Source organism: Mesorhizobium sp. WSM2240 (genome assembly GCF_040438645.1).
Lineage (GTDB): Bacteria > Pseudomonadota > Alphaproteobacteria > Rhizobiales > Rhizobiaceae > Allomesorhizobium.
In genome coordinates, this window is sequence record NZ_CP159253.1 from 1,176,939 (window position 1) to 1,200,178 (window position 23,240).

Annotated in this window: 23 protein-coding genes and 2 pseudogenes; 12 read left to right on the forward strand and 13 right to left on the reverse strand. The window is 60.0% G+C overall.

Translation table 11 applies throughout. The features are described 5' to 3' along the window. The first annotated feature begins 10 nt into the window (after positions 1–10). From ABVK50_RS05600 to ABVK50_RS05620, 5 genes are all read left to right on the forward strand, one after another. A complete protein-coding gene (locus tag ABVK50_RS05600; protein ID WP_353642499.1) occupies positions 11–1,228 on the forward strand; it encodes a TrbI/VirB10 family protein in 1,218 nt (405 codons plus the stop codon). A gap of 39 nt (positions 1,229–1,267) precedes the next feature. Further along, positions 1,268–1,540: a DUF2274 domain-containing protein gene (locus ABVK50_RS05605; protein WP_353642498.1), complete on the forward strand. Its 273-nt coding sequence runs from the start codon at positions 1,268–1,270 to the stop codon at positions 1,538–1,540. 482 nt (positions 1,541–2,022) lie between these two features. After that, on the forward strand, positions 2,023–2,532 hold the full coding sequence (locus ABVK50_RS05610) for a hypothetical protein (protein WP_353647015.1): 510 nt from the start codon (positions 2,023–2,025) through the stop codon (positions 2,530–2,532). Positions 2,533–2,740: 208 nt separating this feature from the next. Then, positions 2,741–4,351 (forward strand): adenylosuccinate synthetase, encoded by a 1,611-nt coding sequence (locus ABVK50_RS05615; protein WP_353642496.1) that lies wholly within the window; start codon positions 2,741–2,743, stop codon positions 4,349–4,351. An 8-nt stretch (positions 4,352–4,359) separates the two neighbouring features. Then, a complete protein-coding gene (locus ABVK50_RS05620; RefSeq protein ID WP_353642495.1) occupies positions 4,360–5,061 on the forward strand; it encodes a hypothetical protein in 702 nt (233 codons plus the stop codon). Here the strand turns inward: ABVK50_RS05620 and ABVK50_RS05625 are convergent. Together ABVK50_RS05625 and ABVK50_RS05630 are read right to left on the reverse strand one after the other, a co-directional pair. Continuing rightward, positions 5,058–6,422, reverse strand: a complete 1,365-nt coding sequence (locus ABVK50_RS05625; RefSeq protein ID WP_353642494.1) for a hypothetical protein — start codon at positions 6,420–6,422, stop codon at positions 5,058–5,060. The genes ABVK50_RS05620 and ABVK50_RS05625 overlap by 4 nt on opposite strands. 882 nt (positions 6,423–7,304) lie before the next feature. After that, the gene (locus ABVK50_RS05630; protein ID WP_353642493.1) at positions 7,305–7,634 is read right to left on the reverse strand and encodes a hypothetical protein; all 330 of its coding nucleotides are present in this window, start codon (positions 7,632–7,634) and stop codon (positions 7,305–7,307) included. A 79-nt stretch (positions 7,635–7,713) separates the two neighbouring features. Between ABVK50_RS05630 and ABVK50_RS05635 the strand changes: the two are divergent. Next, positions 7,714–8,741 (forward strand): annotated as a pseudogene (locus tag ABVK50_RS05635) (AAA family ATPase); the annotation flags it as partial. A gap of 815 nt (positions 8,742–9,556) precedes the next feature. On the opposite strand, the gene ABVK50_RS05640 reads toward ABVK50_RS05635, so the two are convergent. Continuing rightward, on the reverse strand, positions 9,557–10,000 hold the full coding sequence (locus tag ABVK50_RS05640) for a hypothetical protein (RefSeq protein ID WP_353642492.1): 444 nt from the start codon (positions 9,998–10,000) through the stop codon (positions 9,557–9,559). Between ABVK50_RS05640 and ABVK50_RS05645 the strand changes: the two genes are divergently transcribed. After that, complete coding sequence (locus tag ABVK50_RS05645) at positions 9,986–11,206, forward strand: histidine kinase dimerization/phosphoacceptor domain -containing protein (protein WP_353642491.1); 1,221 nt, start codon at positions 9,986–9,988, stop codon at positions 11,204–11,206. The genes ABVK50_RS05640 and ABVK50_RS05645 overlap by 15 nt on opposite strands. Positions 11,207–11,382: 176 nt before the next feature. Here the strand turns inward: ABVK50_RS05645 and ABVK50_RS05650 are convergent, their stop codons facing one another. Genes ABVK50_RS05650 through ABVK50_RS05660 form a run of 3 tightly spaced genes read right to left on the reverse strand, consistent with a single transcriptional unit; the run spans position 11,383 to position 12,272 of the window. After that, a complete protein-coding gene (locus ABVK50_RS05650; RefSeq protein ID WP_353642490.1) occupies positions 11,383–11,616 on the reverse strand; it encodes a hypothetical protein in 234 nt (77 codons plus the stop codon). Continuing rightward, entirely contained in the window at positions 11,613–11,798 is a 186-nt protein-coding gene (locus ABVK50_RS05655) for a DUF3606 domain-containing protein (protein WP_353642489.1), read from the reverse strand. Before ABVK50_RS05655 ends, ABVK50_RS05650 begins: the two co-directional genes overlap by 4 nt. A gap of 15 nt (positions 11,799–11,813) precedes the next feature. After that, on the reverse strand, positions 11,814–12,272 hold the full coding sequence (locus ABVK50_RS05660) for a DUF892 family protein (protein ID WP_353642488.1): 459 nt from the start codon (positions 12,270–12,272) through the stop codon (positions 11,814–11,816). A gap of 418 nt (positions 12,273–12,690) precedes the next feature. On the opposite strand from ABVK50_RS05660, the gene ABVK50_RS05665 reads away from it, so the two are divergent. Together ABVK50_RS05665 and ABVK50_RS05670 are read left to right on the forward strand one after the other, a co-directional pair. Continuing rightward, positions 12,691–12,873, forward strand: coding sequence for a DUF982 domain-containing protein (locus ABVK50_RS05665; protein ID WP_353642487.1), 183 nt, complete (start codon positions 12,691–12,693; stop codon positions 12,871–12,873). 404 nt (positions 12,874–13,277) lie between these two features. Beyond that, the gene (locus ABVK50_RS05670; RefSeq protein ID WP_353642486.1) at positions 13,278–14,111 is read left to right on the forward strand and encodes an SIR2 family protein; all 834 of its coding nucleotides are present in this window, start codon (positions 13,278–13,280) and stop codon (positions 14,109–14,111) included. Between the two features lie 964 nt (positions 14,112–15,075). On the opposite strand, the gene ABVK50_RS05675 is transcribed toward ABVK50_RS05670, so the two are convergent. Then, positions 15,076–15,288 (reverse strand): hypothetical protein, encoded by a 213-nt coding sequence (locus ABVK50_RS05675; RefSeq protein ID WP_353642485.1) that lies wholly within the window; start codon positions 15,286–15,288, stop codon positions 15,076–15,078. Positions 15,289–16,036: 748 nt separating this feature from the next. On the opposite strand from ABVK50_RS05675, the gene ABVK50_RS05680 reads away from it, so the two are divergent. Together ABVK50_RS05680 and ABVK50_RS05685 are read left to right on the forward strand one after the other, a co-directional pair. Continuing rightward, positions 16,037–16,183 (forward strand): hypothetical protein, encoded by a 147-nt coding sequence (locus ABVK50_RS05680; RefSeq protein ID WP_353642484.1) that lies wholly within the window; start codon positions 16,037–16,039, stop codon positions 16,181–16,183. 252 nt (positions 16,184–16,435) lie between these two features. Beyond that, complete coding sequence (locus ABVK50_RS05685; protein ID WP_353642483.1) at positions 16,436–17,953, forward strand: FAD-dependent oxidoreductase; 1,518 nt, start codon at positions 16,436–16,438, stop codon at positions 17,951–17,953. Here ABVK50_RS05685 and ABVK50_RS05690 read toward each other — a convergent pair. From ABVK50_RS05690 to ABVK50_RS05700, 3 genes are all read right to left on the reverse strand, one after another. After that, on the reverse strand, positions 17,943–18,425 hold the full coding sequence (locus ABVK50_RS05690; RefSeq protein ID WP_353642482.1) for a DMT family transporter: 483 nt from the start codon (positions 18,423–18,425) through the stop codon (positions 17,943–17,945). The two genes, ABVK50_RS05685 and ABVK50_RS05690, sit on opposite strands and share 11 nt — an antisense overlap. 178 nt (positions 18,426–18,603) lie before the next feature. After that, on the reverse strand, positions 18,604–18,876 hold the full coding sequence (locus ABVK50_RS05695) for a DMT family transporter (protein ID WP_353642481.1): 273 nt from the start codon (positions 18,874–18,876) through the stop codon (positions 18,604–18,606). Positions 18,877–19,185: 309 nt separating this feature from the next. Next, positions 19,186–19,701 (reverse strand): Crp/Fnr family transcriptional regulator, encoded by a 516-nt coding sequence (locus ABVK50_RS05700; RefSeq protein WP_353642480.1) that lies wholly within the window; start codon positions 19,699–19,701, stop codon positions 19,186–19,188. Positions 19,702–19,816: 115 nt separating this feature from the next. Here ABVK50_RS05700 and ABVK50_RS05705 point away from each other — a divergent pair, with 115 nt between their 5' ends. Continuing rightward, positions 19,817–20,908 (forward strand): helix-turn-helix transcriptional regulator, encoded by a 1,092-nt coding sequence (locus ABVK50_RS05705; protein ID WP_353642479.1) that lies wholly within the window; start codon positions 19,817–19,819, stop codon positions 20,906–20,908. Between the two features lie 426 nt (positions 20,909–21,334). Here ABVK50_RS05705 and ABVK50_RS05710 read toward each other — a convergent pair. The 3 genes and pseudogenes from ABVK50_RS05710 to ABVK50_RS05720 form a co-directional block, all read right to left on the reverse strand. Next, a pseudogene (locus ABVK50_RS05710) lies at positions 21,335–21,418 on the reverse strand (hypothetical protein); the annotation flags it as partial. Positions 21,419–21,856: 438 nt separating this feature from the next. Continuing rightward, positions 21,857–22,303, reverse strand: a complete 447-nt coding sequence (locus ABVK50_RS05715; RefSeq protein WP_353642478.1) for a MucR family transcriptional regulator — start codon at positions 22,301–22,303, stop codon at positions 21,857–21,859. A gap of 538 nt (positions 22,304–22,841) precedes the next feature. Next, positions 22,842–23,240 carry a DUF982 domain-containing protein gene (locus tag ABVK50_RS05720; RefSeq protein WP_353642477.1) on the reverse strand — a complete coding sequence of 133 codons (399 nt, stop codon included), beginning with the start codon at positions 23,238–23,240 and terminating at the stop codon, positions 22,842–22,844.

The following is a 23,240-nucleotide window of genomic DNA, read 5'->3' on the forward strand; positions in this document are numbered from 1 at the left end:
GGGAGGTGTCATGACCGGCACATTCCAATCCGATGTTCCTCCGAAAGCCGATCCCGAGGATCTGCAGCTGCGAGCGTCGCCGCGCCGCGTCGTGCGGTTCAGACGCGGCGTCATCATCGCCATCGCTGCGCTTGGTTCGGGCGCCATTTTGGGCGTCACGATGATCGCGCTGCAGGGACCGGCTCTGCGCATCAAGGAGCAGGCCGAAGAGCTCTACGACACGGAGCGTAAACCGACAGCGGAGGGGCTTGAAGCGCTTCCTGGGGACTACTCCAAAATCAAGCGCGAAGCGCCGCTGCTCGGACCGCCTCTCCCGGGCGACCTTGGGCGACCGATCCTCGAGCGCCAGCGCCAGCTCGGCATTGCGCCGGGACAGGACGTTTCCGCCGAGGAACAGCGCCTGGCGGAGCAGGCGATTCAGGCACGTGAGTCGGAAGTGTTCTTTCGAATCGAGAACAGGCCGGGGGAGAAGGATACCGCACGGAACAGGCAGGATGCGCGTTCGCAGTTGGGGGCAACGCTCAAACAGCCCGACACCGGGCAGGCACGCGCTTCCGTGGCGCCGGCCGAAGGTGACCAGAACAACCAGCAGCGCAAGCTGGATTTCCTGCAATCGCGCGACACCGGCGGCATCTACAATCCGCACGCACTGCAGGTGCCGGCCTCGCCCCATCAGGTCATGGCCGGCAGCGTGATTGCCGCGAGTCTGATCACTGGGATTAAGTCCGACCTGCCGGGTCTCGTCGTCGCCCAGGTCACCGAAAACGTCTACGACACAGTCACCGGCAGTGTCCTGCTGATCCCGCAGGGATCTCGCCTCATCGGTACCTATGACAGCGTCGTTGCCTTCGGCCAAAGGCGCGCGCTGCTCGTCTGGCAGCGCATCTTGCTGCCCGACGGCTCCTCCATCGAAATCGACAACCTGCCCGCCAGCGACACCGCAGGCTACTCCGGCCTTGAGGACGAAGTGGACTTCCATACGTGGCAGCTGATCAAGGGCATCGCGCTCGCCACGCTGCTCGGCGTCGGCACTGAGCTGAGCCTAGGCGAAGATGAAAGTGATCTGGTCCGTGCCATCCGCGAATCCACCCAGCAGAACGTCAGCCGCGCCGGCCAGCGCATCACCGAAAAGAACCTCAACATCCAGCCCACCATCACTGTCCGTCCCGGATGGCCGCTGCGTGTGATCATCCATAAGGACCTCATGTTGCGGCCGTACAGTGGCTGAACTGTTTACGCGAACGATCGGACAGGGGAGGGATCACCAATGGCAAATTTGAAGCTGGGAAAGCTGCCCGACCGCTCGCCCTCGAAAATCACCATCACTGTCAGTGCTGAGCTCAACCGGGCGCTTCACGACTACGCATCGCTGTATCGTCAGACTTATGGCGAATCCGAATCTGTCGCTGAACTCATCCCGTTCATGCTTGAGGCATTCCTGGAAAGCGATCGGGCGTTTGCGAAGGCGAAAAGGGATGGCTTGGCGGCCGCCGATATGTCAAAGGAATCGCGGCGCCGACCAATTTCTGGTTCAGAATAGGGAGTTAAGGCCTGGGGCCGATTAGGCGCGGTTCTTCCACTTTGTGAACAAAAAGATCGCGCACAGGAGCGGCCACTCGGCGGCGCGTCAACAAATGGCCAAATTGACCCAAAGAGACCTGTCGTGCGCGCACAACATGGCTGTTCCGCTCGGAATCGGACAATCGATTACCGGTATGCTTCTCGCGAAAAAGTCTGATGAGCACCAAACAGAAGCGTCTAAGGCTTTCATGCGAGGAGCCACTCGATGCGGTTTCGTTTATCGTTGCTGCTTGGTCTACCTCATCCATGCTCAACAACTTTTCCCTCAATCGAATTTGGTGAGGGGTGTCGACAGTATGGCGCGTCCAGGCTATTCGCATCAGCAGTTCGACCGCGGTGACGACGGCACACGCGTGCCGACCTAGCGGGTAGGCAGTAGTAACCATGGGGTGTCGACGGATGCAGGTGACGGCGTTGAAGGTGGAAGTCGGGCCATCAATCATGCTCCACAGCGGGGCATGGCTTGATCTTCGCTCGCCGGCAACAAGCAAGTTCACCATCGAGGACATCGCTCAAGGGCTGGCAAACCTTTGCCGCTACGCTGGGCAGTGCCGCGGCTTCTATTCCGTTGCTGAACACAGCATTCTGGTGAGCGAAATGGTCCAGGAGCATGCCCTTGAGGCCTTGCTCCACGATGCCGCCGAGGCGTTTCTGGGGGATATAACTCGGCCATTGAAGCAAATGTTGCCGGACTATCGGAGGATCGAACGTGAGGTACAGGACGCCATCCTGAAGCGTTTCGATTTGCCGGTTGAGCCGATCCCAGCCGTCAAGCGGGCCGACCTGAGGGTTCTGGCCGCCGAGCAGAGCCAGATCATGCCGGCTGGGACCGATGCTTGGGCCAGGGCGGAAGGCATAGAGCCGGCACCCATTGTCGTCCGATATCTGGCCCCGGAAGCGGCGAAGGAAGAGTTTCTCGTCAGGTTCGATCGGCTGAGCGCCGGCCGCTGAGCGTGACAAGATTCCCGAGCCCAGCCCTGCAAGGCATTCTCCTGTGCTGTGTTGCTCCCGACCTTGTCGAATCGCACCCCTCCCTGCTATTCAGGCTTACCAAGTATTTGAGGTGTCCAGACAGGCGATTGCAAGCTGTCGTGCTTGAGCGCGACAGCCCAGCGAAATCGACGGCATGGACAGTTCGAATTCACGCCCGAGGGGGGCCATGCACACAATCTTCCTGCTGTCCGGCGCAATGTCGTCCGGCAAGTCTCAGCTTGCTGGAGCTTTCAAGGCTCGCTTCGGCGCTAAGCACGTATCCACCCGAGAGCTGCTGTTGCAGGTGCAGCCGGATGCCGACAGAAAGGCTCTAATCGCTCTAGGCCTCCGATTGGACGGGGAAACCGACGAGAAGTGGGTGCTCGACGAGTTCCTCAAGGCAAGCGGAACGAAACTCGACAAGCACGTCTGGTTAGTGGATGCGGTGCGGACGATAAAACAGGTCGAGCACTTCCGCGAGCATTTCACGGAGCGCCTGGAGTATCAGATCGTGCATATCCATCTCACTGCACCGTTAGGTGTGCTGCGCGACCGCTATCTCAAGCGACCTCAGGATATCCAGGAATTTCCCAGCTATGACGAAGCAAGGAAGCACGGCACTGAGGCCAACATAGAGAACTTGGCAGCTATTGCTGATCGAGTACTGGAGACGCATCGCTGCGATGCGTCATCGCTTCTGGCACGCGCCGTCGCGGGACTGGGGCTGTTCCCAGGAGAGGTGGAACGTTGCGTCGATGTACTGGTCGGCGCTCAGTTCGGCAGCGAGGGCAAGGGCAACATCTGCGCGCACATCGCCGACGAGTACGACGTGCTAATGCGTGTCGGCGGCCCTAATGCCGGGCACAAAGTGGCTTACCCGAAATACGACTACGTCCAGCTGCCCGCGGGGACGCAGTCCAACACGAGTGCTCAGATTCTCGTCGGTGCAGGTGCCACCCTATCCATCAAGCAAGTGTCGAAGGAGATCCAAGATCTCCGACTCACTGGAGAGCGCCTGTCGATAGATCCCCAGGCGATCATCATCGAAGACACCGATATCCAGCAGGAAGAGGGCAGCCTTGAGGTAATCGGCTCGACCAAGAAAGGGGTGGGGGTTGCCACGGCACGCAAGATCATGGGGCGGGATAGCGAGGAGTACTGGGGCAGCCGTGTCCGCCTCGCTCGGGACATTCCCGAGTTCAAGGACTTTGTTCGCTGCACTAAGACCGAGCTCGAGAAGGCGTTCGCCGTGGGAAAGAAGGTGCTACTGGAGGGCACTCAGGGTACGGACCTCAGCATCCATCATGGGAGCTACCCGCACGTGACCTCGCGAGAGACTACGGCCTCTGGCTGCCTGGCAGACGCCGGTATCGCTCCGACTAGGGTTCGCAAAGTCATCATGGTGATGCGAACCTACCCCATCCGAGTGGGCGGCACGTCTGGGCCGATGATGGAGCAAATCCAGTTCGATGCCATCGCGGAACGCAGCGGGATTACGGTGGAGGAAATAAAAAAAATCGAGGTGGGCACCGTGTCTGGCAAGCAGCGTCGTATTGGCGAATTCGACTGGGAGCAAGCTCGCCGTGCGGCGGTTCTAAACGGCGCCACGGATATCGCGCTGACTTTCGCCGACTATATCGATATCGCAAATCGAAAGGTCCGTCGGTTCGATCAGCTGACGTCGGAAACCAAGGCCTTCATCGAGGAGGTGGAGCGGGTCACCAACGCCACAGTCTCTCTGATAGCCAAGGACTTCGGCAAGGACGCCGTGATCATCGACCGTCGCAACTGGCGCTGAGGACTCGATTGGACGAGCAAGAACTCATTCGCATTTACCCGCGCCTCTTCCACATGGCAGAGGATGCGTCGTTCGACTCCATCCGCGCGCAGGGCTTGCTGAGCACGTCGGCGCTGCTCGATCGGTACGGCATAGTGGGTCAGGAGCGGGTTCTTATTGAGAATCGACGGCGGCCGAACAGCGTGATCATTCGACGGCAGGGATTCCCCGATGTAACCATTCGGGACAACAAGCCGATGAGCGACTCCGCGCTTCTGAAATGTCTTGGCGACGGTCTGGTCCCCAGTGATTGGTATCGCACTCTTAACCGCAAAACCTTCTTCTGGCTGCACCGGAAGCGTCTTTGGCGGCTGCTCCGCGCAAAGGCGTACCGGTCCTCGCCTCATACCATTCTCACCGTCTCTACCGCATCCCTGGTAGAGGCACATCAGGACCGCATCCTGCTTAGCCCGATCAATAGCGGCTCGACCATCATGAGCGCGCAGCCGCGGGGCAACGGCACGTTCGTGCCGATCGCCGACTACCCCTATGCCGAGCGCCGCAGTAAGCCTCGTCCTGTGGAGGATGCCCTTGTCGAGCTGGTAGTGACGGACGCCGTGCCGGACATTATGGATCACCTGATCGCTGCTCACCGCTTCTCGGACGGGCAATTGACCGAGCTGTGGCGCCGGAAGGGAACGGCGCCCGACGATGGACCCTTCGAAGCTTAGGCAGGAACGGCGATCCTTGCCGGCTTGCGCGCCTTCCGGATCAGGTCGGCTAAGTGGCTGGTCAGACCAATCTCTCCCTCGATCGAAACCCCGCCGTCCTCGGGGACGTCTCGGAGGAAGGCACGCAACGCCTCCAGTCCGTTGGCGGCCTCGAAACGATACCAGCGGCTGGCTTCCCCGGGGACCAGCACGGTCCCGGATGTGACCGTGGCGCCACGATGTAACTGAACGATCCACACCTGCTTGCCATCGTGGACCCATTCGAAGCGAACAGCGCCAAGCATGCGGGAGAGTTCGGTAAAGACGTTGGTCACGTCTTGATGAATTTGCAGCGGCAGCTGTTCCGGATGGTCGTGCCCCAGCATCAGACCATCTCCTTCGCCCGCGCGGCCCTCGATGTGCAGAGCGCCTCCTATTGTGACGATAGCCGCGCCCGAATAGGTTGCAGGAACCGCATCTTGGCTGATCACGGATGCTATGGCCTCGTGCCTGGGATCTTCCTCCGCCATGAGGCGGAAGGGATCGGTCCAACCTTTGCGTGTAGTGTAGAGGCCGGGCTCGGGCTCATGGGGGCATGTCCGAGTCCAAACCTCGCAACTGCCAGTAGGTTTCCCGAAGGAGAACGGCGCAACGCGACGCCCGATTACGGTGGTGCGGGGAACGCTTAGCCCCGCGACATGCGCCATCAACAATCCGTACGCCTTATCGCCAATATGGCGGCTGAAGCGGTTAGGCCAGGTTAATGTCGGTTTTGGACTCGCTTCGCTGAGCCGCTCCAGCTCCCAAGCCAGAGTGTGACTCTGCTTCCACCCCCTGGGTCGCGGATGGATGCTGAACTCAAGCCGACTCTCCGAACCTGTGTCGATGTCGGGAGAAAAGCCGTATACGATTTTCAGCATGGCAATAGCCCATGCCTTCGGCAGCGATGCTACGCCTGGCTTTTCCACACAACGTGGCGTATCATCGGGAGCGAACTCTACGATGTCCCCCTGCACGACACCGGACACGCCGCCATCGTTAATGTCGATCGTTTCGTTAGCGATGATGAACAGCCCCTGTGCAGCGAGGCGATGCGCTGCGGCAACAGCCTCGTCCAACGACCGTAGGCCGTAGACGAACTCGTGGCTCCTGGGACTATCAGGGGCGTAGCTGCGAATGTTGACAGAGAGGTCGGAGCTCCTGGAGAGCAGAGCACCCAGCGCTTCCTCCAGATCAGCGAACTCGTAGTTGGGCTCGAACCCGGTGACACGGGAATATTGCTGTTTAAGCTTTCCCGCCGCAGCCGGCATGAAGCTAACGAATTGGGCAACATTCCCCGAGCGAGCCAAGGTGTCGAGAGAACGATCCTTGCGGAGCTCCATGTCAGTACTCTTTCTTCACGCGCGTTGAGTACTGCATACCCCAGACGTTTCGAGTATGCACCCTGTGGATCTCGATCAGAGCCACGCCGCGTGTAATCTTCCCCAGGTTGGGTGAAGTTTTGCACAGGCACACCGTATGGGGCACTGTTGAGCCAAAATTACAACTGGAATACCGGCTCGTTTCCCGGGGCGGCAGCAATATCGTCGATCAGCCGCCGACCGAGCTTGGGGGATATGCGCCTGTAAGGCTGATCGTCGACGGCCAGGGCGATGGACGAGGAACGAAGGGTTGTCTCTTCCAGGGGTACGAGCAATTCGGCGAGCCAAGACGGTCTGATCGGTCGGATGAGGCCGAATACGACGCGTGAATAGAAGTTGCCGCGGTCTGGAGGGAGCGCACCCATCGCAGCGCGCGACATCGTGCGGAAAAGTCAACGAGAAGCGAATGCTGCGATGCCGCGTCTTCTCAATGTTTTCTCGCTCATCCTCGCTGAACCGGAGAAGAGCGAGCCCGCGCCGGGAGAGTTCCTTTAGTTCTTTTTTGTCCATAGTGTCAGATCGGCTTAATTGCCCCACCGGATTCTGGCTGCCATGGCAGAATTGGCAACGCCCTTTGCACCTACTGTCTTGAAGCAATTGCGAGGGCGCTCGCGCCAAGTGGCCCGGTCCTTCGCGCAAGGGATCGTTCCGAAGGCCGAGACGCGCGTTTCCCGAAGGGCGCGGCTCTCTGATCGCCTTGCGCCGGAAGTTCAGGAAATCGTGAAAAAATTGCATGGCATTTCGGTATCGAGAAACGTCAGGGGATTGCTCGGGCCAAGGACATATTCGGGCCATTGCATCGCAAGAACATCGACCGCCTTGACGGCGGAGGAAACACCGTCGTCAAAATCGGAAAAGCAGCGCTTCCTGTGGTCCGGCCGCAATGTGTTGTGCGCTGCCTCGGCTATTTCCTGAAGCATCGGCACGATGGACGGCCCTGCCGGAAATGCTGGGAACGGTCAACCTGATCGAGCTGCGTTGAGCATTCAGACAGACATGGCACAGCTGCGGATGAAACCGGCGCGTTTGTTTGAGGAAGGAACCATAGTCAAAAATTCGGCTGCGCCGTCCAGACATCGTCACGTCATAAAAGAATCCAGGACGCCCCATGACCGATCCAGGCTGCCGCGCGTTTAGCCAAGGGCGGCGCAGAAACTCGACCGTGACGGCCATTGTCAGGTCATCGGCGCATGTCCGATACGAGCAAACGTGTTTGGCGTGATTTCCGTCCACGGAACGGGTCAAGATGCGCCATGACGAAAAGGAGCAGACGCTGAACCAGCTCCTGGTGGAACTGGATGGCTTCGATTCCTCGGCCGGACTGGTGCTGCTTGCAGCAACGAACCGGCCCGAAATTCTCGATCCCGCTCTTTTGCGAGCTGGCCGTTTCGACCGGCAAGTCCTGGTCGATCGACCGGACCGGGTCGGCCGCATTCAGATCCTCAAGGTGCACCTGAAGAAGGCGAGACTCGGCCGCGATGTCGACGCAGAAAAAGTTGCAGGGCTGACACCCGGCTTCACCGGCGCCGACCTTGCCAATCGGGTCAACGAGGCGGCCCTGCTCGCGACCAGGCGAGGTGCGGACGCGGTCACCATGGACGACTTCAACAATGCGGTGGAGCGCATTGTCGCCGGCCTGGAGAAGCGCAACCGTTTGCTCAATCCGCGCGAGCGCGAGATCGTTGCCTATCACGAGATGGGGCACGTCACGCTGGCGCTGCCAGGGTCGATCCCGTGCACAAGGTATCGATCATCCCACGCGGCGTGGGCGCTCTCGGCTATACGATCCAGCGTCCGACAGAGGATCGTTTCCTGATGACCCGCGAGGAACTGGAAAACAAGATGGCGGTTCTCCTGGGCGGCAGGGCGGCGGAGTGGATTGTGTTCGGGCATCTATCCACCGGCGCGGCAGACGATCTTGCCAAAGTCACAGACATCGCCCGTGCGATGGTGACCCGGTATGGGATGTCCGAAAAGCTGGGCCATGTCGCGCTGGAAAGCGACCAGCGGACCTTCCTCACGCCCAATCCTGTGGCAGGAGGTCCTCGCGATCGCGATTTTTCCGACGAGACTGCAACGGCCGTGGACGAGGAGGTGCGGGAGATCGTAGACCCAGCCTTTGCCCGAACGGTGAAAATGCTCGCCGAGCGACGTGACCTGCTCGAGACGACCGCGCGCACGCTGCTCGAGAAGGAGACGCTGGATGAAGCGGAACTGAAGGCGCCGCTGGATGCGAGGGCTAATGCAAGAGAGACAGCCTACTCATCCCGCGAAGCGTAGACGAATGACCGCTTCGCAAACCTGCGACGGTCGACGCGATGGGGCCCCAAACGATGGCTGTCTGTCAGCAACTTCGTCCCGAAAGCCGATTGACGGCTTCCGTGAAGAGTTTCGGGCGCCGGCAGGCGTACGAAAATCCCCGAGGAAGGAACCCGCGGGCCACAGGCGAAGGCTATGGGGATTTCGGTTTTTCGGCTGGTGTCGGCGATGGCACGACCGGTGTCGGGAAGCTCTGGGGGTGAACGCGGACAGACTGCTTCGTTGCGCCTTCGCGCGGTGTTGTCGAGATGGTGGGCGGCTGGGCGCGGGTCTGTCGGAGTCGATAATCACCATAGACGTACGTCGGTCCTTGCCGGACGCTGTATGCCTGCCGCTTGAGACTGGCCATGCCGGGTCATGGGTGGTTCTCCGGGTTCGGTGTCGTTTTGTCGGGGGTCCGCGCGGCTGCCCCCATCGGTCGAAGGTCTCGATGACGATCATGCGTCCGCCGCAGCAGGGGCACGGCGGGCGGAAGTCGTCCGGTTCGTCCGGGGTGTTGTCATCGGGCGGCGCGGCGACGTTCAGAAGTTCGCGAGCAAGCGCAAGGCTGGCCTTGCCACAGAGCGCTTGAAGGAGCAAGTCGGCGAGCTGGCGGAGAAGATCGGCGAATTGGGTGCGAGACGGCGGAAGCAGTGAAGGAGCAAACAACTGAGCTGGCTGGTGCCGTCAAAGAGAGAGTGCGGGATTGGAGCGCCGGGACACCGAACATAGTTGACGATATGCGGCAGACCTCCGGCGAGGCGGCCCAACGAGTAGCCGCCACAGCCAGCCGGGCGTCATCGGCTGTTCAGGGCGTCCTGAGCGATCAGGAGATGCGTGACAAACTCCTGCTTAGGGCCGCGGGAGTAGCCATAGCTGCCGCCATGGCCTTTGCGTATCAGCGGCGGGATGAGGAGAGGACGGCGGGCGATCGACGGCGGAAGCCTCAGTCGATGGGTTCGAAGCCGAAACGCTGAGCCGACGATAAAACGTTGCGAGGCTGCTTTCCTGCTGCCCAAGTGCCCAGGATGCAACTGCCGCCGTTGATGGAATTTGCGGGCCGGCAACAATGATGAGCCGTCAATATTCGCCGAATGTGGCTTCACGTGTTGCGGCATGGTTCGTGGGCTGCCGCAGCGCTTCCGAACGACCCAGATATTCTTTGGATTTGGGGAACTTCCACCGTCTTTGATCGCTTTGAGCAGATAGGGAGGGAGAAACGTCTGTTGATAGCGGAACACCCCAAAACCCCCGCAAACTCACCCGAGCAGGGCAGCGCTGCCGAAGAGCTGCGCTATCGTTTGCGCCAGCAGCAGCTCACCGGCGAATACGCATACTTCGCCCTCCAAACCCACGATGTTCAGGCCTTGCTACAAGAAGCAACGAGGGTTTGCGCTGAGGGGCTCCAAAGCAAGATGTGCAAGATCATGGAGTACCTCCCGGCTGAGCATCAGTTCCTGGTGCGAGCCGGCGTCGGCTGGAAACCGGGCGTCGTCGGGCAGGCAAGGGTCAGGGCCGATACCACGAGCCCCACCGGCTACGCCTTCAAGACAGGTGAGCCGGTTATCTCCAACCACCTGGAGGGGGAGAGCCGCTTCCGGACACCCGCACTTCTTGCCGAACATAATGTCAAGCGGGCCATCAATGCCTTGATCCACAGCGGCGGCGAACGGTTCGGGGTTCTTGAGGTGGACAGCCCCGTCGAAGGACGGTTCACCGAAGCAGACCTGGTTTTCGTAAAGGGCTTTGCCAACCTGATAGGAGTAGCCCTTGAGCGGCAGCGCACAGAAGAGGCTCTGAAGCAGCAAGAGAACCTGCTGCAGGATGCACTACGCCATCAGGAATTTCTTACCAAAGAGATCAGCCACCGGGTCAAGAACAGCCTGTCCATGGTCGCCAGCTTGTTGAGCATGCAAAGCCGCGCGACAGACGATCCCGCGCTCCTGCAGGCACTCGCCGACGCTCAAGCACGCGTGCAGACCATTGCCAGGGTGCATGACCAGCTATGGCGTAGGGACGATATCCGGGCTGTCGACCTTGCCGATTATCTTGGCGATCTGTGCGACCATATTCGCGCCTCGGCGCCGAACCACCAGTTGATATGCGACGTGGCGTCCGTAAGCGTGCCGACCGATCAGGCCATACCTGTCGGGCTTCTCGTCAACGAACTGATCACCAATGCCGTGAAATACGCCTATCCTGAAGGCTTCGGCGAGGTGCGGCTTGTCATTGCTCCAGCAGAACAGGAAGGCCAGCTATGCCTAGAAATATCGGACCGAGGCATCGGCCTTCCCGCCGGTCAGGACTTCGCAAAATCCGGCGGGCTCGGGACAAAGCTGGTTTCGACGTTGAGCCGTCAGTTGGGCGGAGAGGTCCAGTGGCAGGATGCCAAGCCCGGAACACGTTTCGTCATGGTCTTTCGACCCCAGAAGAACCATACGCAATAGCGTTTGAGGCAGGCAATCTCACAGAGTAGGGGGGTACTGTGATGCTGGCTAGGATCACCATTGCACAAGACCCACAGCCCGGTTGCAGCGCGAGGCTCGCCCGCTTAAGGGATGGAGCGACCGCAATAAACCACCCATAGAAAATCTAGCCGAGACTACGTGTACTGAGGCGGGACCTATTGGCTCGTCAATGGGGCACGGCAGATCACCTTCTTATAGATCGAGCCGGTGCGGTTCAGCGACCGCAGCATGGCGAGTGTCTTTCGGTCATCCAGCGTATCTCCCCAGCTTCCTTCGATGCACAACAGCGCGAAGTCCCGCGGGCCGTATTTTGTCCTGGCGATAGCTATCTGACGGCGAATTTTGGCCTTGATGTCATCGTCGAGCGGAACGATTTCGGCGCCCTTCATTTCTTCAGTTTCCTCGCCTCGCGCTCAAGTGTCTCGCGGTCAGTGCCGAAGCGCTCAATCAGATCGCGAGCCTCGCCTGAGGAGATGCCAAACTTATCAGCGAAGTCGCGGACTTCGTATTCTTGGCCTCCGGCGACGCGGATGCGATCCGCTCCGCCGGTCTTGCTCTTATTGTCTGCCATGACAAGGTTCCTGCGCTACCTCTTCGCCTCGTCGCGATCGGCTTCGGCCCGGGCCAGGAACATCGCAGTCGTCGGGTCCAGGTTGCGGCGCAGCCATTCCGCCATCGCCTCCTCCTCCCGCAGATTTTGCTCGCAGACCCTGACCACATCGGCTTCCCCGGCGGCGTTGGCTGCCGCGATAAGGATCGTGTAGGAGGCAATTTCCATGTGTTCGAAGGTGTAGCTGGCGAGCGATCCCTTCATGACCTCATCGCCCGCGAAAACGCCGCTGACAGATTGCGCCGTAGCCATCAGCTTGCCGCCGGCATCCTTCATCGTCGAGGTGCCTTCGCCGATCCTGTCCAGGCATTCTTTCAGCCTGGAAGCCTGCTGCTTCGTTTCATCGAGGTGGAGCTGGATGCGCTGGCTTAGCTCCGGGTAATTCTCAAGCCGGCTTAACTGCCCCGACAACATGGTTTCGGCCTGCTCCTCCATGGCATGAGCATCCCGCAGCCATTGGATCAGCCATTCACGAGCTTCTGACATTGCACTCTCCCGTTCGATTGCTGGCCACAAACCCAAGAGCGTGGTGAATGTTCCGGAAAAATGTGTGGCTTGATAGCTTGGTATGTTTGAGCTTGCGACCGGGGGCTGGCAGTGGGGCGATGCTATTCGCAAGCACGGGCTCTTTTGGGCGCGATCCAAATTGCTAAGGCACGAGAATGGTCTGAAAGTGCACAAACCACACGATCGCGACCGAGGACGACGCCGGCAAGTCGTCTCGGGCTGGTCGCCCACCGGGCTCGGATCCATGATCCAAGAGTAAACGTGACAGCTTCGGCGGCGCTGGACTGTCACGAGTATCCATGATCAAATTCGGAACACGAGCGTAAGACGGACGTTCCGGAGCGTGATGAAACAGATCCACTTCGATCGACCGGTTCGCATCAGTTTCGGTAAAGTTGGGAAAACCCGCCTTGTTCACACGGTCTGGGAAGCGATGAAATGCCTTTCCAGCGACAAATGGCCGAACCGTGCCGGCCCGATGTGTGCAATGGCGGACAGAGCCTGCGCGGAACCATCCAGGGACAGGTGACCGCCGAAGAAGCTGGCCGCGCATTCGCTGACGCGGCGCTCGAGGCGCGAATACTTGTAGAGGCTGACCCGCAAACAGGAACCCATCACCATCCAGCGACCTCGTCCAGGTCTTCGTCTTCGGGGTCGAGAGGCGGCGCGGAGACCATCTAAAGGACCTCGGAACACAGCGGCGAAGTCGATCGGTAAGCTAAGCCGGGCTCTGGCCGCGTCCCTTTTTGCCTCTCGCGTGCGAGTCCTTTTTGGCGGCGCAGCTGCCTGCGAACTGGATAGCAGCGCGGCGCTCTTCTCCGATAGCCCAGATCTGAGGCATAAAACCAGATGCTCCGGTTAGCCGTTGCAGTGTCTGCTCACTGCTGCCGATTCGATGGAACGCCCATCATATTTGCCGGTTAGGCGCCAATGATGAAGACGAGGCGATGTGCAGGCACCATCGAGGACCTCGCCAAAGCGGTCCGGGAGCGGAAGGCGATCCTCTTCGTGGGCGCCGGCGTCTCACGAAGTGTCGGGCTTCCGTCTTGGGAGACGCTGATTGACCATATAGCGTCGGAACTCGGGCTGAACGAGCGGCGCGCGGAGAATGGCGTCAATCATCTCACGCTCGCCGAATATTACCGGTTGAAGAAGGGCAGTCTTGGTGCGCTGCGCAGCTGGATGGATCGCAATTGGAGCGTATCCCGCAGCGAAGTGGAAAAATCGGTTCTTCACCGGCTGATCGTAACGCTTGATTTCCCCATCATCTACACCACCAACTACGACCGCAACCTCGAAGTCGCGTTCGAGATTCTAGGAAAGGAATTCGTCAAGGTCGCCAATGCGCGCGACGTGGCACGGGCACGCGAGGGCGTGGCCCAGATCGTCAAGTTCCATGGTGACTTCGATGACGATGATTCACTGGTTCTGACGGAGACGGATTATTACGACCGGCTCTCCTTCGACTCACCGCTCGATATCAAGTTCAGGGCCGACGCGCTTGGCCGTACAATCCTGTTTATCGGATACAGCCTATCGGACCTGAACATCAGGCTCCTCCTACACCGCCTGTGGCAGACCTGGAAACACTCCGGCTATGCGAAGGACCGGCCGCTATCCTTTGTCTTCATGGCGCGTCGGGACCCGATCGAGGAGGCTGTGCTGGCGAATTGGGGAATTGCCGCCCTCAGTGGCGAATCTGACGATGCGCAGCAGGCGTTGACGGAATTTCTTGAGCGCCTGACCGCCATCGTTGCAGAGGCTTAGTGGCCGCCGCAGTCGAGTGGTCGAGGTATTCCCGATTAAAAAGCGGACTGGCGGCAAATCCGGGCCAGCAGGTTCCTTGCGTTCGAGACCTGCCACTGGAACCGGTCTGCCCCCGTGATGCAGGCCGGGCGTCCTCTGGCTGCCGCTTCGGCGGCATTGCTCGGGTTGCCGTGCCTGGTCCCGCTGCGCTTTCGCGAGGAGAGGGCGGCTCTGGTCCGTTCCGAGATGAGCCTGCGCTCCCTTAGAGGTGAAGCATGAACAAACCGGCCTCCGCCCGTTGGTGATGGCTCCCTAGCCGTAACTGCGGGGCCGCTGGGTGCCACTCGCCTCTGCCGTCTGTCCCGACAAGGTGGAGCGGAAGCCTGCCGTTCCGCGGAAGCACGCCATGTTTGAAGAAAAGTCAAAGAAGCGATTGCCGACGAGTTTGAAGCGCCAGGCGGAGTTGTGACCGGACGCGTTGCGCGGTGCGCGTGACTCCAAGATCTTTGTAAACGGCGAGATCGATCTCGACGATTTGGCGATGGTGGTGATTGCCTCAGTGGCAGGTGGCCCTTAATCCTAGAAAACCCTGGCCACGAATGCGGCGCTCGAGCGCGACTTTCTCCATCTCGGGCCTTAACGCCCACGACGTCCACCTGGATTTCCGCACCCGACCCAACGAGCTTATCGGCGCCCCCGGTACTGCGTGCCTGCAACAGCCTTGCCACTCATCGACACCTTCCATCGCGGTCAGAACGGCTCCTAAGGCTTTGAAGTTCCTTCGCTTCGGAGTTCAAACGCAGAAGACGGCTCCTGAGAACTCAGTTCCGAACACAAAGACCCCGCCGCTCGCAGTTGCCGAACGAGCGGCGGGGATTTTGGCTCTTTCAAAGGAGGGGACGCCTTTGAAGCTTCAGAATCAAGAAACCTGCGGCTTTGTTCCAGCTTAGATGCATAGAAATCCGCACGTCGTCGGATGGGCGGATCACCTCCCACCATTCTGATGCGCAATCGCTTCGAGGATGACCGCGGCTATGCTGTCCAGGTCTGGTTCCGTCTCGTTAATCCGGATGCCTTTTCCCGCCGCAGCCGCGGCGGCCAGCTCCGCCAGTTGTTCGACAGACGTCCAGCCCAGTTCCCGTCCAATGACGTTCTCGCCGATCCAGCGGTGCAGGAAGTCTGCAGCCTTGCCACTCATCCTCAACGCATTCGGAGCCATCGCGCAAGAACCGCTCAAGGGCTTTGAAGTTCCCTTGGAAACGAAAACTACGTGTTCAGTCCTAGAGCGGAGGACGCGGAATCATTCGCCAGTTTGACGGCTGTCGCTTCATCTCCGACAAGAATGGCGGCGGCGACTGGCCGGCATGTTCGGGAACATTCTGTCGCTGCCGTTATTGAGGTCGGGTAAAGGGGGCCTTGAAGGTAGAACCCGTGCGCAACATCCTATTTGGAGCTTTGGCGGGCATATCGGCCACTTTGGCGATGACGACAGCTATGCGCCGGCTGTTCAGAATGCTTCCTGATGGCCACGATTATCCGCTGCCGCCGCGCGAAATCATTGAGCGGGTGGATGTTGCCGGAACTCGCGAAGCTGGGCTGCGTACCGCAACCGTGACGGCCCATTTCGGTTACGGCGCCCTCGCAGGGATTATCTATGCTCTGCTGCCGCGGCGGATGATCAGCGGCGGCAGCTATGGCGTCCTAGTCTGGGCGCTGAGCTATCTCGGCTGGATACCTTTTGCGCGGATACTCTTGCCCGCCACAGAGCACCCAGGGACGCGCAATCTCCTGATGCTCGGGGCACATCTAGTGTGGGGCGCGAGCCTCTCTGCGAGCCTCCACGAACTCAGACGGTCAACCGGGGACGTCTTCAGCCGGGGACCTCTTTTAGATGCTCGGCACCCACGGCGCTTGGCGCGAGGCATGCCTCGAACAGGAGCAGGCGAATGAAACGTCCCGAATACAACTGGCCGTTCTGGTTTCCATCAGACGAGAATGCGAAATCCTATCCGCCGCTCGCGGACAGCATCTCCGTGGACGTCGCGGGCGCAGTTCATGACCAAATGACCGCTGTTGAACCACGCGCGACGTAGAACACTGTTGCCGTACGGCAGAGCCGAATCCTTTGGCTCACTCGATCGCGCGCCCTTCCCGAAATTCCGGGCGCTTCTTCAGATCCTGCACGACAAGCGGGCTTGACAGGGACGCTCATGGGACCTCGGAGTTTGCATGCCGTTGGCCGACAGAGGGAGCATTCGCCCCGGGCACCACACACGCCTCCGTTGCTTAGGAACTCCGGCCGTGAAAGCGAGTTGTGAGGAGAACCGCATCCGTCGAGGTTCTCCATGAACGCCGAGAAGGAACGTAGCCGCTCGCTTTGGATGGAACACCCGATGGACCAAGATGGTCCACAACTGGTGGGCGATTCGGCGACGGAAGTGCTGGTGATCGGCTCCGGAATCGCAGGTCTTTCATGTGCATACGAATTGGTCTGCTCGGGCCACCAGGTGGCGGTGGTAGACCGAGGGCGGATCGGCCGCGGCATGACTGCGCGTACGAGCGCTCATCTGGCCTTCGAACTTGATGACTTCTTCGAAGAGCTGCGTTCACTGCGCGGAGAGGATGTATGCCGGCAGTATTATGAGAGCCAGAGCGCGGCGGTGGATCGCATCGAAGACATCTGTCGGCAGGAAGCGATCAACTGCGATTTTGCGCGGGTCGATGGCTATTTCGTTCCGGTGGAAGAGAAGGATATCGACTATCTGCGCAAGGAGCTGGATGCAGCTCGTGCCGCAGGCTTCACAGACGCGGAATGGGTCGAGAACGGCCCCGGCCCATGGCGCTCCAACCCAGCCGTGCGGTTCCCGCGGCAGGGGCGCTTCCACCCACTGAAGTATCTCGACGCACTCGCCGAGGCTCTGCGCCGCCGAGGTGCCACCCTCTGCGCCGAAAGCCCGATCGTCGGCCTCGACGAGAAGGATGGTCAAGTGCGCGCCAAGACCGGAACCGGGGGGATCATCACGGCCGCTCACGTTGTGGTGGCGACCAACTCTCCCTTTCACCTTCGTATTCCCATCCACACCAAACAGGCCCCCTACCGCACGTATGTGATCGTCGGCCCAATTCCAAAGGGCGCAGCCCCTGATGCGCTGATCTGGGACACCTTGGAGCCTAGCTATCACTACGTTCGTATCCATCCGGGACGTGACGAGGACATGCTCATCGTCGGCGGTGAGGATCACAAGGCCGGCGAAGCAGACGATATGGATGAGCGTCTATACCGGCTTGAGGTCTGGGCACGGGAGCGCTTTCCGGAACTCGGCCCAATAAGCCACAAGTGGTCGGGACAGGTGTTCGAGCCCTCGGATTACGTGCCGTTTATAGGCAAAAGCCCAGGATACGAGCGGGTCTACCTTGTCACCGGTGACAGCGGAGAAGGCCTTACCGCCGGGGTGGCCGGTGCGCTGCTGATCCGGCATCTGATAGACCAAGGTGCGAGCCCATGGTCCGACGTTTATGACCCCGATCGCCTGATGATGCGCGGCGCGATCGAGTTCGCAAAAGAGAACCTGCACGCCGCGAAGCATTGGGCGGCCCATCTCGGCGGCGGCGAAGTACGCTCGGTCGACGACATCCCTCCCGGCGAAGGGGCCCTGGTCAGGATCGATGGTAAAATGACTGCGGCTTTTCGAACTGACGAGGGCGATCTCAAGCTGTGCAGCGCGAGCTGCACCCATATGGGCTGCGTCGTGCGCTGGAACCCCTTCGAACAGTGTTGGGATTGCCCCTGCCATGGATCCCATTTTTCGGCGGACGGCGAGCCACTGCAAGGTCCTGCTTTCGAGCCGCTTTCTAAGCTCTGAACTTGCGGACCCTTACCGTTGTTTGGCGTACTTTCAACGCGATGCAGGAGTGCTGACATACTGGCTTCTCCTGACCTGCCGCCTGAACCGGCCACCTGCCTTTACGCCCCCTTGAGTCGTCATGTCGCGACATTCGGGCGTGCTCCCACGAAATTAGCAGAACCCCGGCGAACACTACGGCAAACCCCAGAAGGTGCATCCAGCGGAAGGCCTCTCCCAACAGTACGTAAGAGAGGACGAGCGCCGAGGCGGGCATGACGCCCATGAATGCGGCCGCGATCGAACCCTCAGCCTCGGAAACGCCCGAATACCAGAGCCAGCTGCCAAGCGCGAGCGTGCCCAAGCCATACCAGGCGAGGGCCAGCCAGGCGCCGACAGTGACCTCTGACGTGTCGAGCATCATCCATTGCCAGTAGGCAAATGGCAGGAAGATCGGCAGCGAGAGGCCTGCTGCAAGGCCAGCCACAACCACGGGTCAGTCCTCTCGGATGCGTGTTTGCCCAACAGCGTATAAGCTGCCTCGCAACAGACGGCGCCGAAAACAGAGCAGCGCCGACCCACGGATTGCCGTCTTGACCATTCCCTCCAACCTGTCCGAGCTGGAGGATGAGCACGCCGATGACCGCTAGCGCCACGGCAGCGAAATTGCGCTAGGTCGGGTGTTCCTTGAGGAACAGGATTGCGCCGAGGGCAGTAACGGCTGGGGTCGTGCTCATAATCGTGGCGCCGACGACACCGCTGACCAACTGCATGCCGTAGAGCATGAGCGCGGTGAAGCCGAACATGCCGAAAAGCGCGATCAGTCCGATCAGAAGCCAGTCGCGCCGTTCGAGCCGCGCAATGCCCACAGGATGGGACCGATCATGATGGAGATGAGCGTGCCGATCATCTGCCTGTTCAAAGCGGTATCGCGCATTGGCCATCACCCGATCAGCCGCGGAAAGACGTGGATCAGGACCAAGACGAAAAGCCCTTGAGCGCTGGTGTAGTAGTGAAAAGGGCCGCGTTGTTGAAAGTGACGCGCCGCCGGTTGTCGAGCTGCCCGACAAGGCCGACTAGGCCAAGGAAAGTATTCCAATCGTTCTGACCGATTCCAACCACCGCGTCGTACCGAGCTTCAGGACAGACGTGGCCGTGTTCTCTTCACCGCGCCCATGTGTTCGAGATCCTGATCGAACCGGATGACCAAAGGGGCAGGCGGGAAGCAGGCGGCGGGAAGCAATCCGGTAGCATCAGTGGGAGTTGGCCTTAGAAGCAACTGCGAGCAGGTTTCCTTGCGCCGGCCCGGCAATTTTGCCGATCAGCCTTTCATATTCGGCTTCGGGAACCCCATATGACCCAGCTGACGCGGCAACCAGACCTCCTCGATCGCGGACGATGACGACACCGCGATTCGCTCGGATGAGACCGTTTCCTTCGAGTAGCTGTATAGCCACCGTGACACCCGGCCTGCGAATGCCGAGCATGATTGAAAGATATTCGTGAGTTAGGTTCAGGTGGTCTCCGTGCACACGATCTGCGCACATGAGCAGCCAGCGCGCCAGGCGCTGTTCGACGTTCGAGCGTGCATTGGCCAGCGCGGTGAACTCAGTTTGGATCGAAAGGCTCTGAGCGTACCGCAAGAGGAACAGTCGGTCGGGCTGGTGCTCAGGGCTGAAGACGCGGACGGCATTGCCGATCACGTCGGCGGCAGTCTCAAAACGCTTCATTTGAAGCTGGCGCAGAGGTAAAATGAGTTGCGTTGTCAACAAAGCGCTGCAAGTTATTGGCATGTTGCTGCCGCGCTGACATCCGGAATGCACGGCGCTGTACGAAAACTGGGAGCGGGATCCAGTGACGCTATCGGCGACTGAGGACAAACTGGTGGATGCCATCTATGGCACCGTTTTCGGGGAAGCGACTTGGCATGATTTCCTCGACAAGCTGAGCCGGATACTTCCCGACGGTCGGTCCACCCTTTTTTACCATGATAGCAGACGAAGCAAGGGTGCCTTCAACCTCAACTCCGGCTTCGATGCCGACGCGGTCGCCAGGTACGGAGAATACTACTCCAGCATCAACCCGTGGATGCCGGCTGCGGCGGTCAGGAAAGTAGGTGTGGGTGTGGTCGCCGAGCAGATGTTCCCGCGCGACCGCTTGGTGAAGACCGAGTTCTACAATGACTTCTGGTCGAAGAACGGCGGGGAGTCGGCAGTGGGAGTGACAATCGTCAGGGAGGAAGGGCGCTCGTTCCTCCTGTCGACGCTGACGTCATGTCCGGATCCGGAAGCGAACAGGCACGCCGCCGACACCCTGACCAGGCTAGCGCCGCACCTTCGCCGCGCGTTCAGACATTTCAAATCCGAGCCGGGCCAAAAGACAATAGCGGAAATCGGAGGTGAGTTGTTCGATGCTGTCGACATCGGCATGGTGGTCGTCGGCGACAGCGGCATCATCAAGTCCATTTCCCCAGCGGGCCAGAGAATAATCGACACAGGCCATTGCCTGCGGGCAAACCTGCTCGGAAAAATCAACGTCTGCCAGGAGAGGGCGAACCATGTGCTCAGCCAGATGCTCGACAGGTCGTACCAGGGACCGCGAGTGGCGAGCTGCATGGTTGACGCCTATAAACTGACCTTCATCCAAGTCGCCAAGGACCCCCTGTCATTCTACTTCCAGGGGCCGACGATCGTCGTCCTAATAGAACATGGAAGCACCTCGCAGCGGATGAACGGGGAGTATTTCTCGAAAGCGTACGGGCTGACCGCGGCGGAGACACGGGCGCTGGCGGGCATCATGGCGGGCAAGAGCGTCGACGAGATCGCAGATGCTGCCGCGCTTTCGCGGGAGACAATCCGATCACAAATGAAGAGTCTCTACGCCAAGACGGGAACGAAGGGCCAGCTCGACCTGCTCCGACTTGCCAAGTCATCCCTCCTTCCTATCGAAGCGGCGAGCGGCGAAAGGGGCCGATAACAGGAGCGCGAGTTGTCCGATGCCCGCAAGGCGGTTGCTCTTACTGTAAGGCTTGGTTGAACTGCCTGACCTTTTTGCAGGGCATATCGGAATCCCCTGATGCGGGACAGGAAACTTGCAACCGCTTTGCGGCGGCATTTCGGAATACGGGTTATCGCTCAGCGACGCATGTCTGCCGGCCAGTGCGATTTCACCCTTCCGGGTGAAGCGCCTTCTCGCCGTTCATGTCATACAAGCAGCGGGTCCTCCCGGAGCCAATTGCATCTGAGACCCGGCAACGATGCCGTGTGTTGGCGGGGGCCGTATCCAGGCCCCACACGGCTCCCGCCCTTTTCACGATCATTTTCCAACGGACTAGAAGTGCGACGCGGTGTGTGAGTCGTCTCTTTTGTCTTCTCTTACAACCGAATTCCGCTATCGAGAGCGCCTCCCGAAGACGCTTCTGATCGCCGCAATTTCCCCGATATCGCCGACTGGCGTGGAGGTCGTGTGGGCATTGAGGTGGCTAACCGACGTGCCGCGCGAGTTCGAACTGACGCAACGGTCAGAGAGTGGCGATGGCGCGGCGTTCCATTCCCCCGATGGAGCCCTCCTCGCCGTCTGGGGCATCAACCTTGAAGAAGATGACCTCCTGTCTCGGATTAAAGACCAGATCAGTCGAGACGAAAAGGACGGCTGGGAATTCACCTATCGGCGGCTGACGCGTGAATGGGCGAGTTACTCGGGAATCAAAGACGATCAGATCCGCTACGTCAGAGCCATAACCGTGTGCAGCGACCGTGCCGCTTTGTTCCCATGGACTACAGCAGGGATAAAAAAGTTGCCTACGATCCGGTCGTCACCCGGATGGTGCGCTCGCCCAAGCCTGAAAATTGCTGACAACTAGGCGGCAAGGTCGATCAGAAAGCGAAGAGGCGGGTTAATCACCCCGCCTCTGTTTCTTGCTTGCTAGGCCGCCTTTTTGCGCGCCCGCTTTACAGGTTCCGCTGCCTTGGGTTTGCGGCCGAGCCCCATCTTCTTGGCGAGTTCCGAACGCGTCGCCGCGTAGGACGGAGCGACCATCGGGTAGTCGGCCGGCAGATTCCACTTCGCCCTGTATTCTTCAGGCGTTATCCCGAACGTTGTCTTCAAATGCCGCTTCAGGGATTTGAACTTCTTCCCATCATCGAGGCAGACTATGTATTCCGGGGTCACCGATTTCTTGATGGGAACGGCGGGTACAGGCTTTTCCACCGGCTCAGTCGCGGAACCATTCGTCAGTCCAACCAAAGATTGGTGGACCTGCGCGATCAGAGCGGGCAACTCCGACACAGGAACCGGATTGTTCGAGACGTAGGCCGAGATCACGTCTGCAGTCAGGCCGATGGGGTCGGTATTGTTTAACTCGTCAGTCAAATTGGTATTCCTTATATGTTCGTAAAGATCGCCCAGCGCGTAGATATTGCTTCTTGGAGAGGATGCAACCCTATCGGGTGTTGATTAAGGAAGTCCGATTGACGCGCTGGCATAGTTCCGAGCCAAATAGATCCAGGGACGTTTGCTGGCGTGATCGATCCGATGGCGGCCTTGCAATCAGAACCGAATGACTGCAACGGGTGTGCGGAGCGGGCTATAACCAGCGACAACTCGCCTCCTTCCCACCGGGCGGCGAGTTTTTTGCATTTGAGCCGGAGCAGGCATTTGTCTTGACGGTGTTGAGTTCCCCAAGGGTCCCCTCGACGCCACCCCTTTGGAACAGAGAAGCCCGCCGTTGCTCCCTTTCGGTTGCTCTTGGCGGGTTTCTTGCGTTCTGGCGCTACTCTGAAAGGGGCAGGGCGGTTTGGGCGCGGCTTTTGACAGCGCGCCTGCAGAGTTGAAGCCGACCATCATGGCCGTCGCCAAGCTGGGGCAGGGATGCGCCGGAGTGACACTTCGACAGGCTCAGGACAATGGATCAGCGCCTGCCCGGCTTGTGGACGCGGTCGACGTCGCCGATGAGGTTGCCCGCTTCTTCAACGGCCAGGCGGAACGCCAGGCGAGCAACTTCAGCATCGCCACCGTCCAGGGCCGCGACGCAGGCTTGCCGCGCCGCGCGCGCCTTGAGGCTGTCAATCGCGCCGTCCGGCCATTCGTAGAGCAGCCAATCCGAGGCCTCGCGCGCGCTGCCGATATTGAAGACATCACCGGCTCGATGTCCATATACCGCAACCGCCTGGCCGAAAGACTTGTCGTCGGGCAGCTTCATCTTCTGCAGTTCCGGCGGCAGCGCATGCATCTCGCGGATCGCCTGGCTGTTGCGGCGCGCTTTCGCGAGCGCCGCGCCGAAGCGTCCGATTTCATCGACCATGGGCAT

Bases quoted from the DNA above. Each gene is read 5' to 3' on its own strand.
- ABVK50_RS05600 (WP_353642499.1), top strand. From the start codon at position 11: ATGACCGGCACATTCCAATCCGATGTTCCTCCGAAAGCCGATCCCGAG.
- ABVK50_RS05605 (WP_353642498.1), top strand. From the start codon at position 1,268: ATGGCAAATTTGAAGCTGGGAAAGCTGCCCGACCGCTCGCCCTCGAAA.
- ABVK50_RS05610 (WP_353647015.1), top strand. From the start codon at position 2,023: ATGCTCCACAGCGGGGCATGGCTTGATCTTCGCTCGCCGGCAACAAGC.
- ABVK50_RS05615 (WP_353642496.1), top strand. From the start codon at position 2,741: ATGCACACAATCTTCCTGCTGTCCGGCGCAATGTCGTCCGGCAAGTCT.
- ABVK50_RS05625 (WP_353642494.1), bottom strand. From the start codon at position 6,422: ATGGAGCTCCGCAAGGATCGTTCTCTCGACACCTTGGCTCGCTCGGGG.
- ABVK50_RS05630 (WP_353642493.1), bottom strand. From the start codon at position 7,634: ATGGCCGTCACGGTCGAGTTTCTGCGCCGCCCTTGGCTAAACGCGCGG.
- ABVK50_RS05650 (WP_353642490.1), bottom strand. From the start codon at position 11,616: ATGAAGGGCGCCGAAATCGTTCCGCTCGACGATGACATCAAGGCCAAA.
- ABVK50_RS05655 (WP_353642489.1), bottom strand. From the start codon at position 11,798: ATGGCAGACAATAAGAGCAAGACCGGCGGAGCGGATCGCATCCGCGTC.
- ABVK50_RS05660 (WP_353642488.1), bottom strand. From the start codon at position 12,272: ATGGAGGAGCAGGCCGAAACCATGTTGTCGGGGCAGTTAAGCCGGCTT.
- ABVK50_RS05665 (WP_353642487.1), top strand. From the start codon at position 12,691: ATGAAACAGATCCACTTCGATCGACCGGTTCGCATCAGTTTCGGTAAA.
- ABVK50_RS05670 (WP_353642486.1), top strand. From the start codon at position 13,278: ATGAAGACGAGGCGATGTGCAGGCACCATCGAGGACCTCGCCAAAGCG.
- ABVK50_RS05675 (WP_353642485.1), bottom strand. From the start codon at position 15,288: ATGAGTGGCAAGGCTGCAGACTTCCTGCACCGCTGGATCGGCGAGAAC.
- ABVK50_RS05680 (WP_353642484.1), top strand. From the start codon at position 16,037: ATGAAACGTCCCGAATACAACTGGCCGTTCTGGTTTCCATCAGACGAG.
- ABVK50_RS05685 (WP_353642483.1), top strand. From the start codon at position 16,436: ATGAACGCCGAGAAGGAACGTAGCCGCTCGCTTTGGATGGAACACCCG.
- ABVK50_RS05695 (WP_353642481.1), bottom strand. From the start codon at position 18,876: ATGGCCAATGCGCGATACCGCTTTGAACAGGCAGATGATCGGCACGCT.
- ABVK50_RS05720 (WP_353642477.1), bottom strand. From the start codon at position 23,240: ATGCCCATGGTCGATGAAATCGGACGCTTCGGCGCGGCGCTCGCGAAA.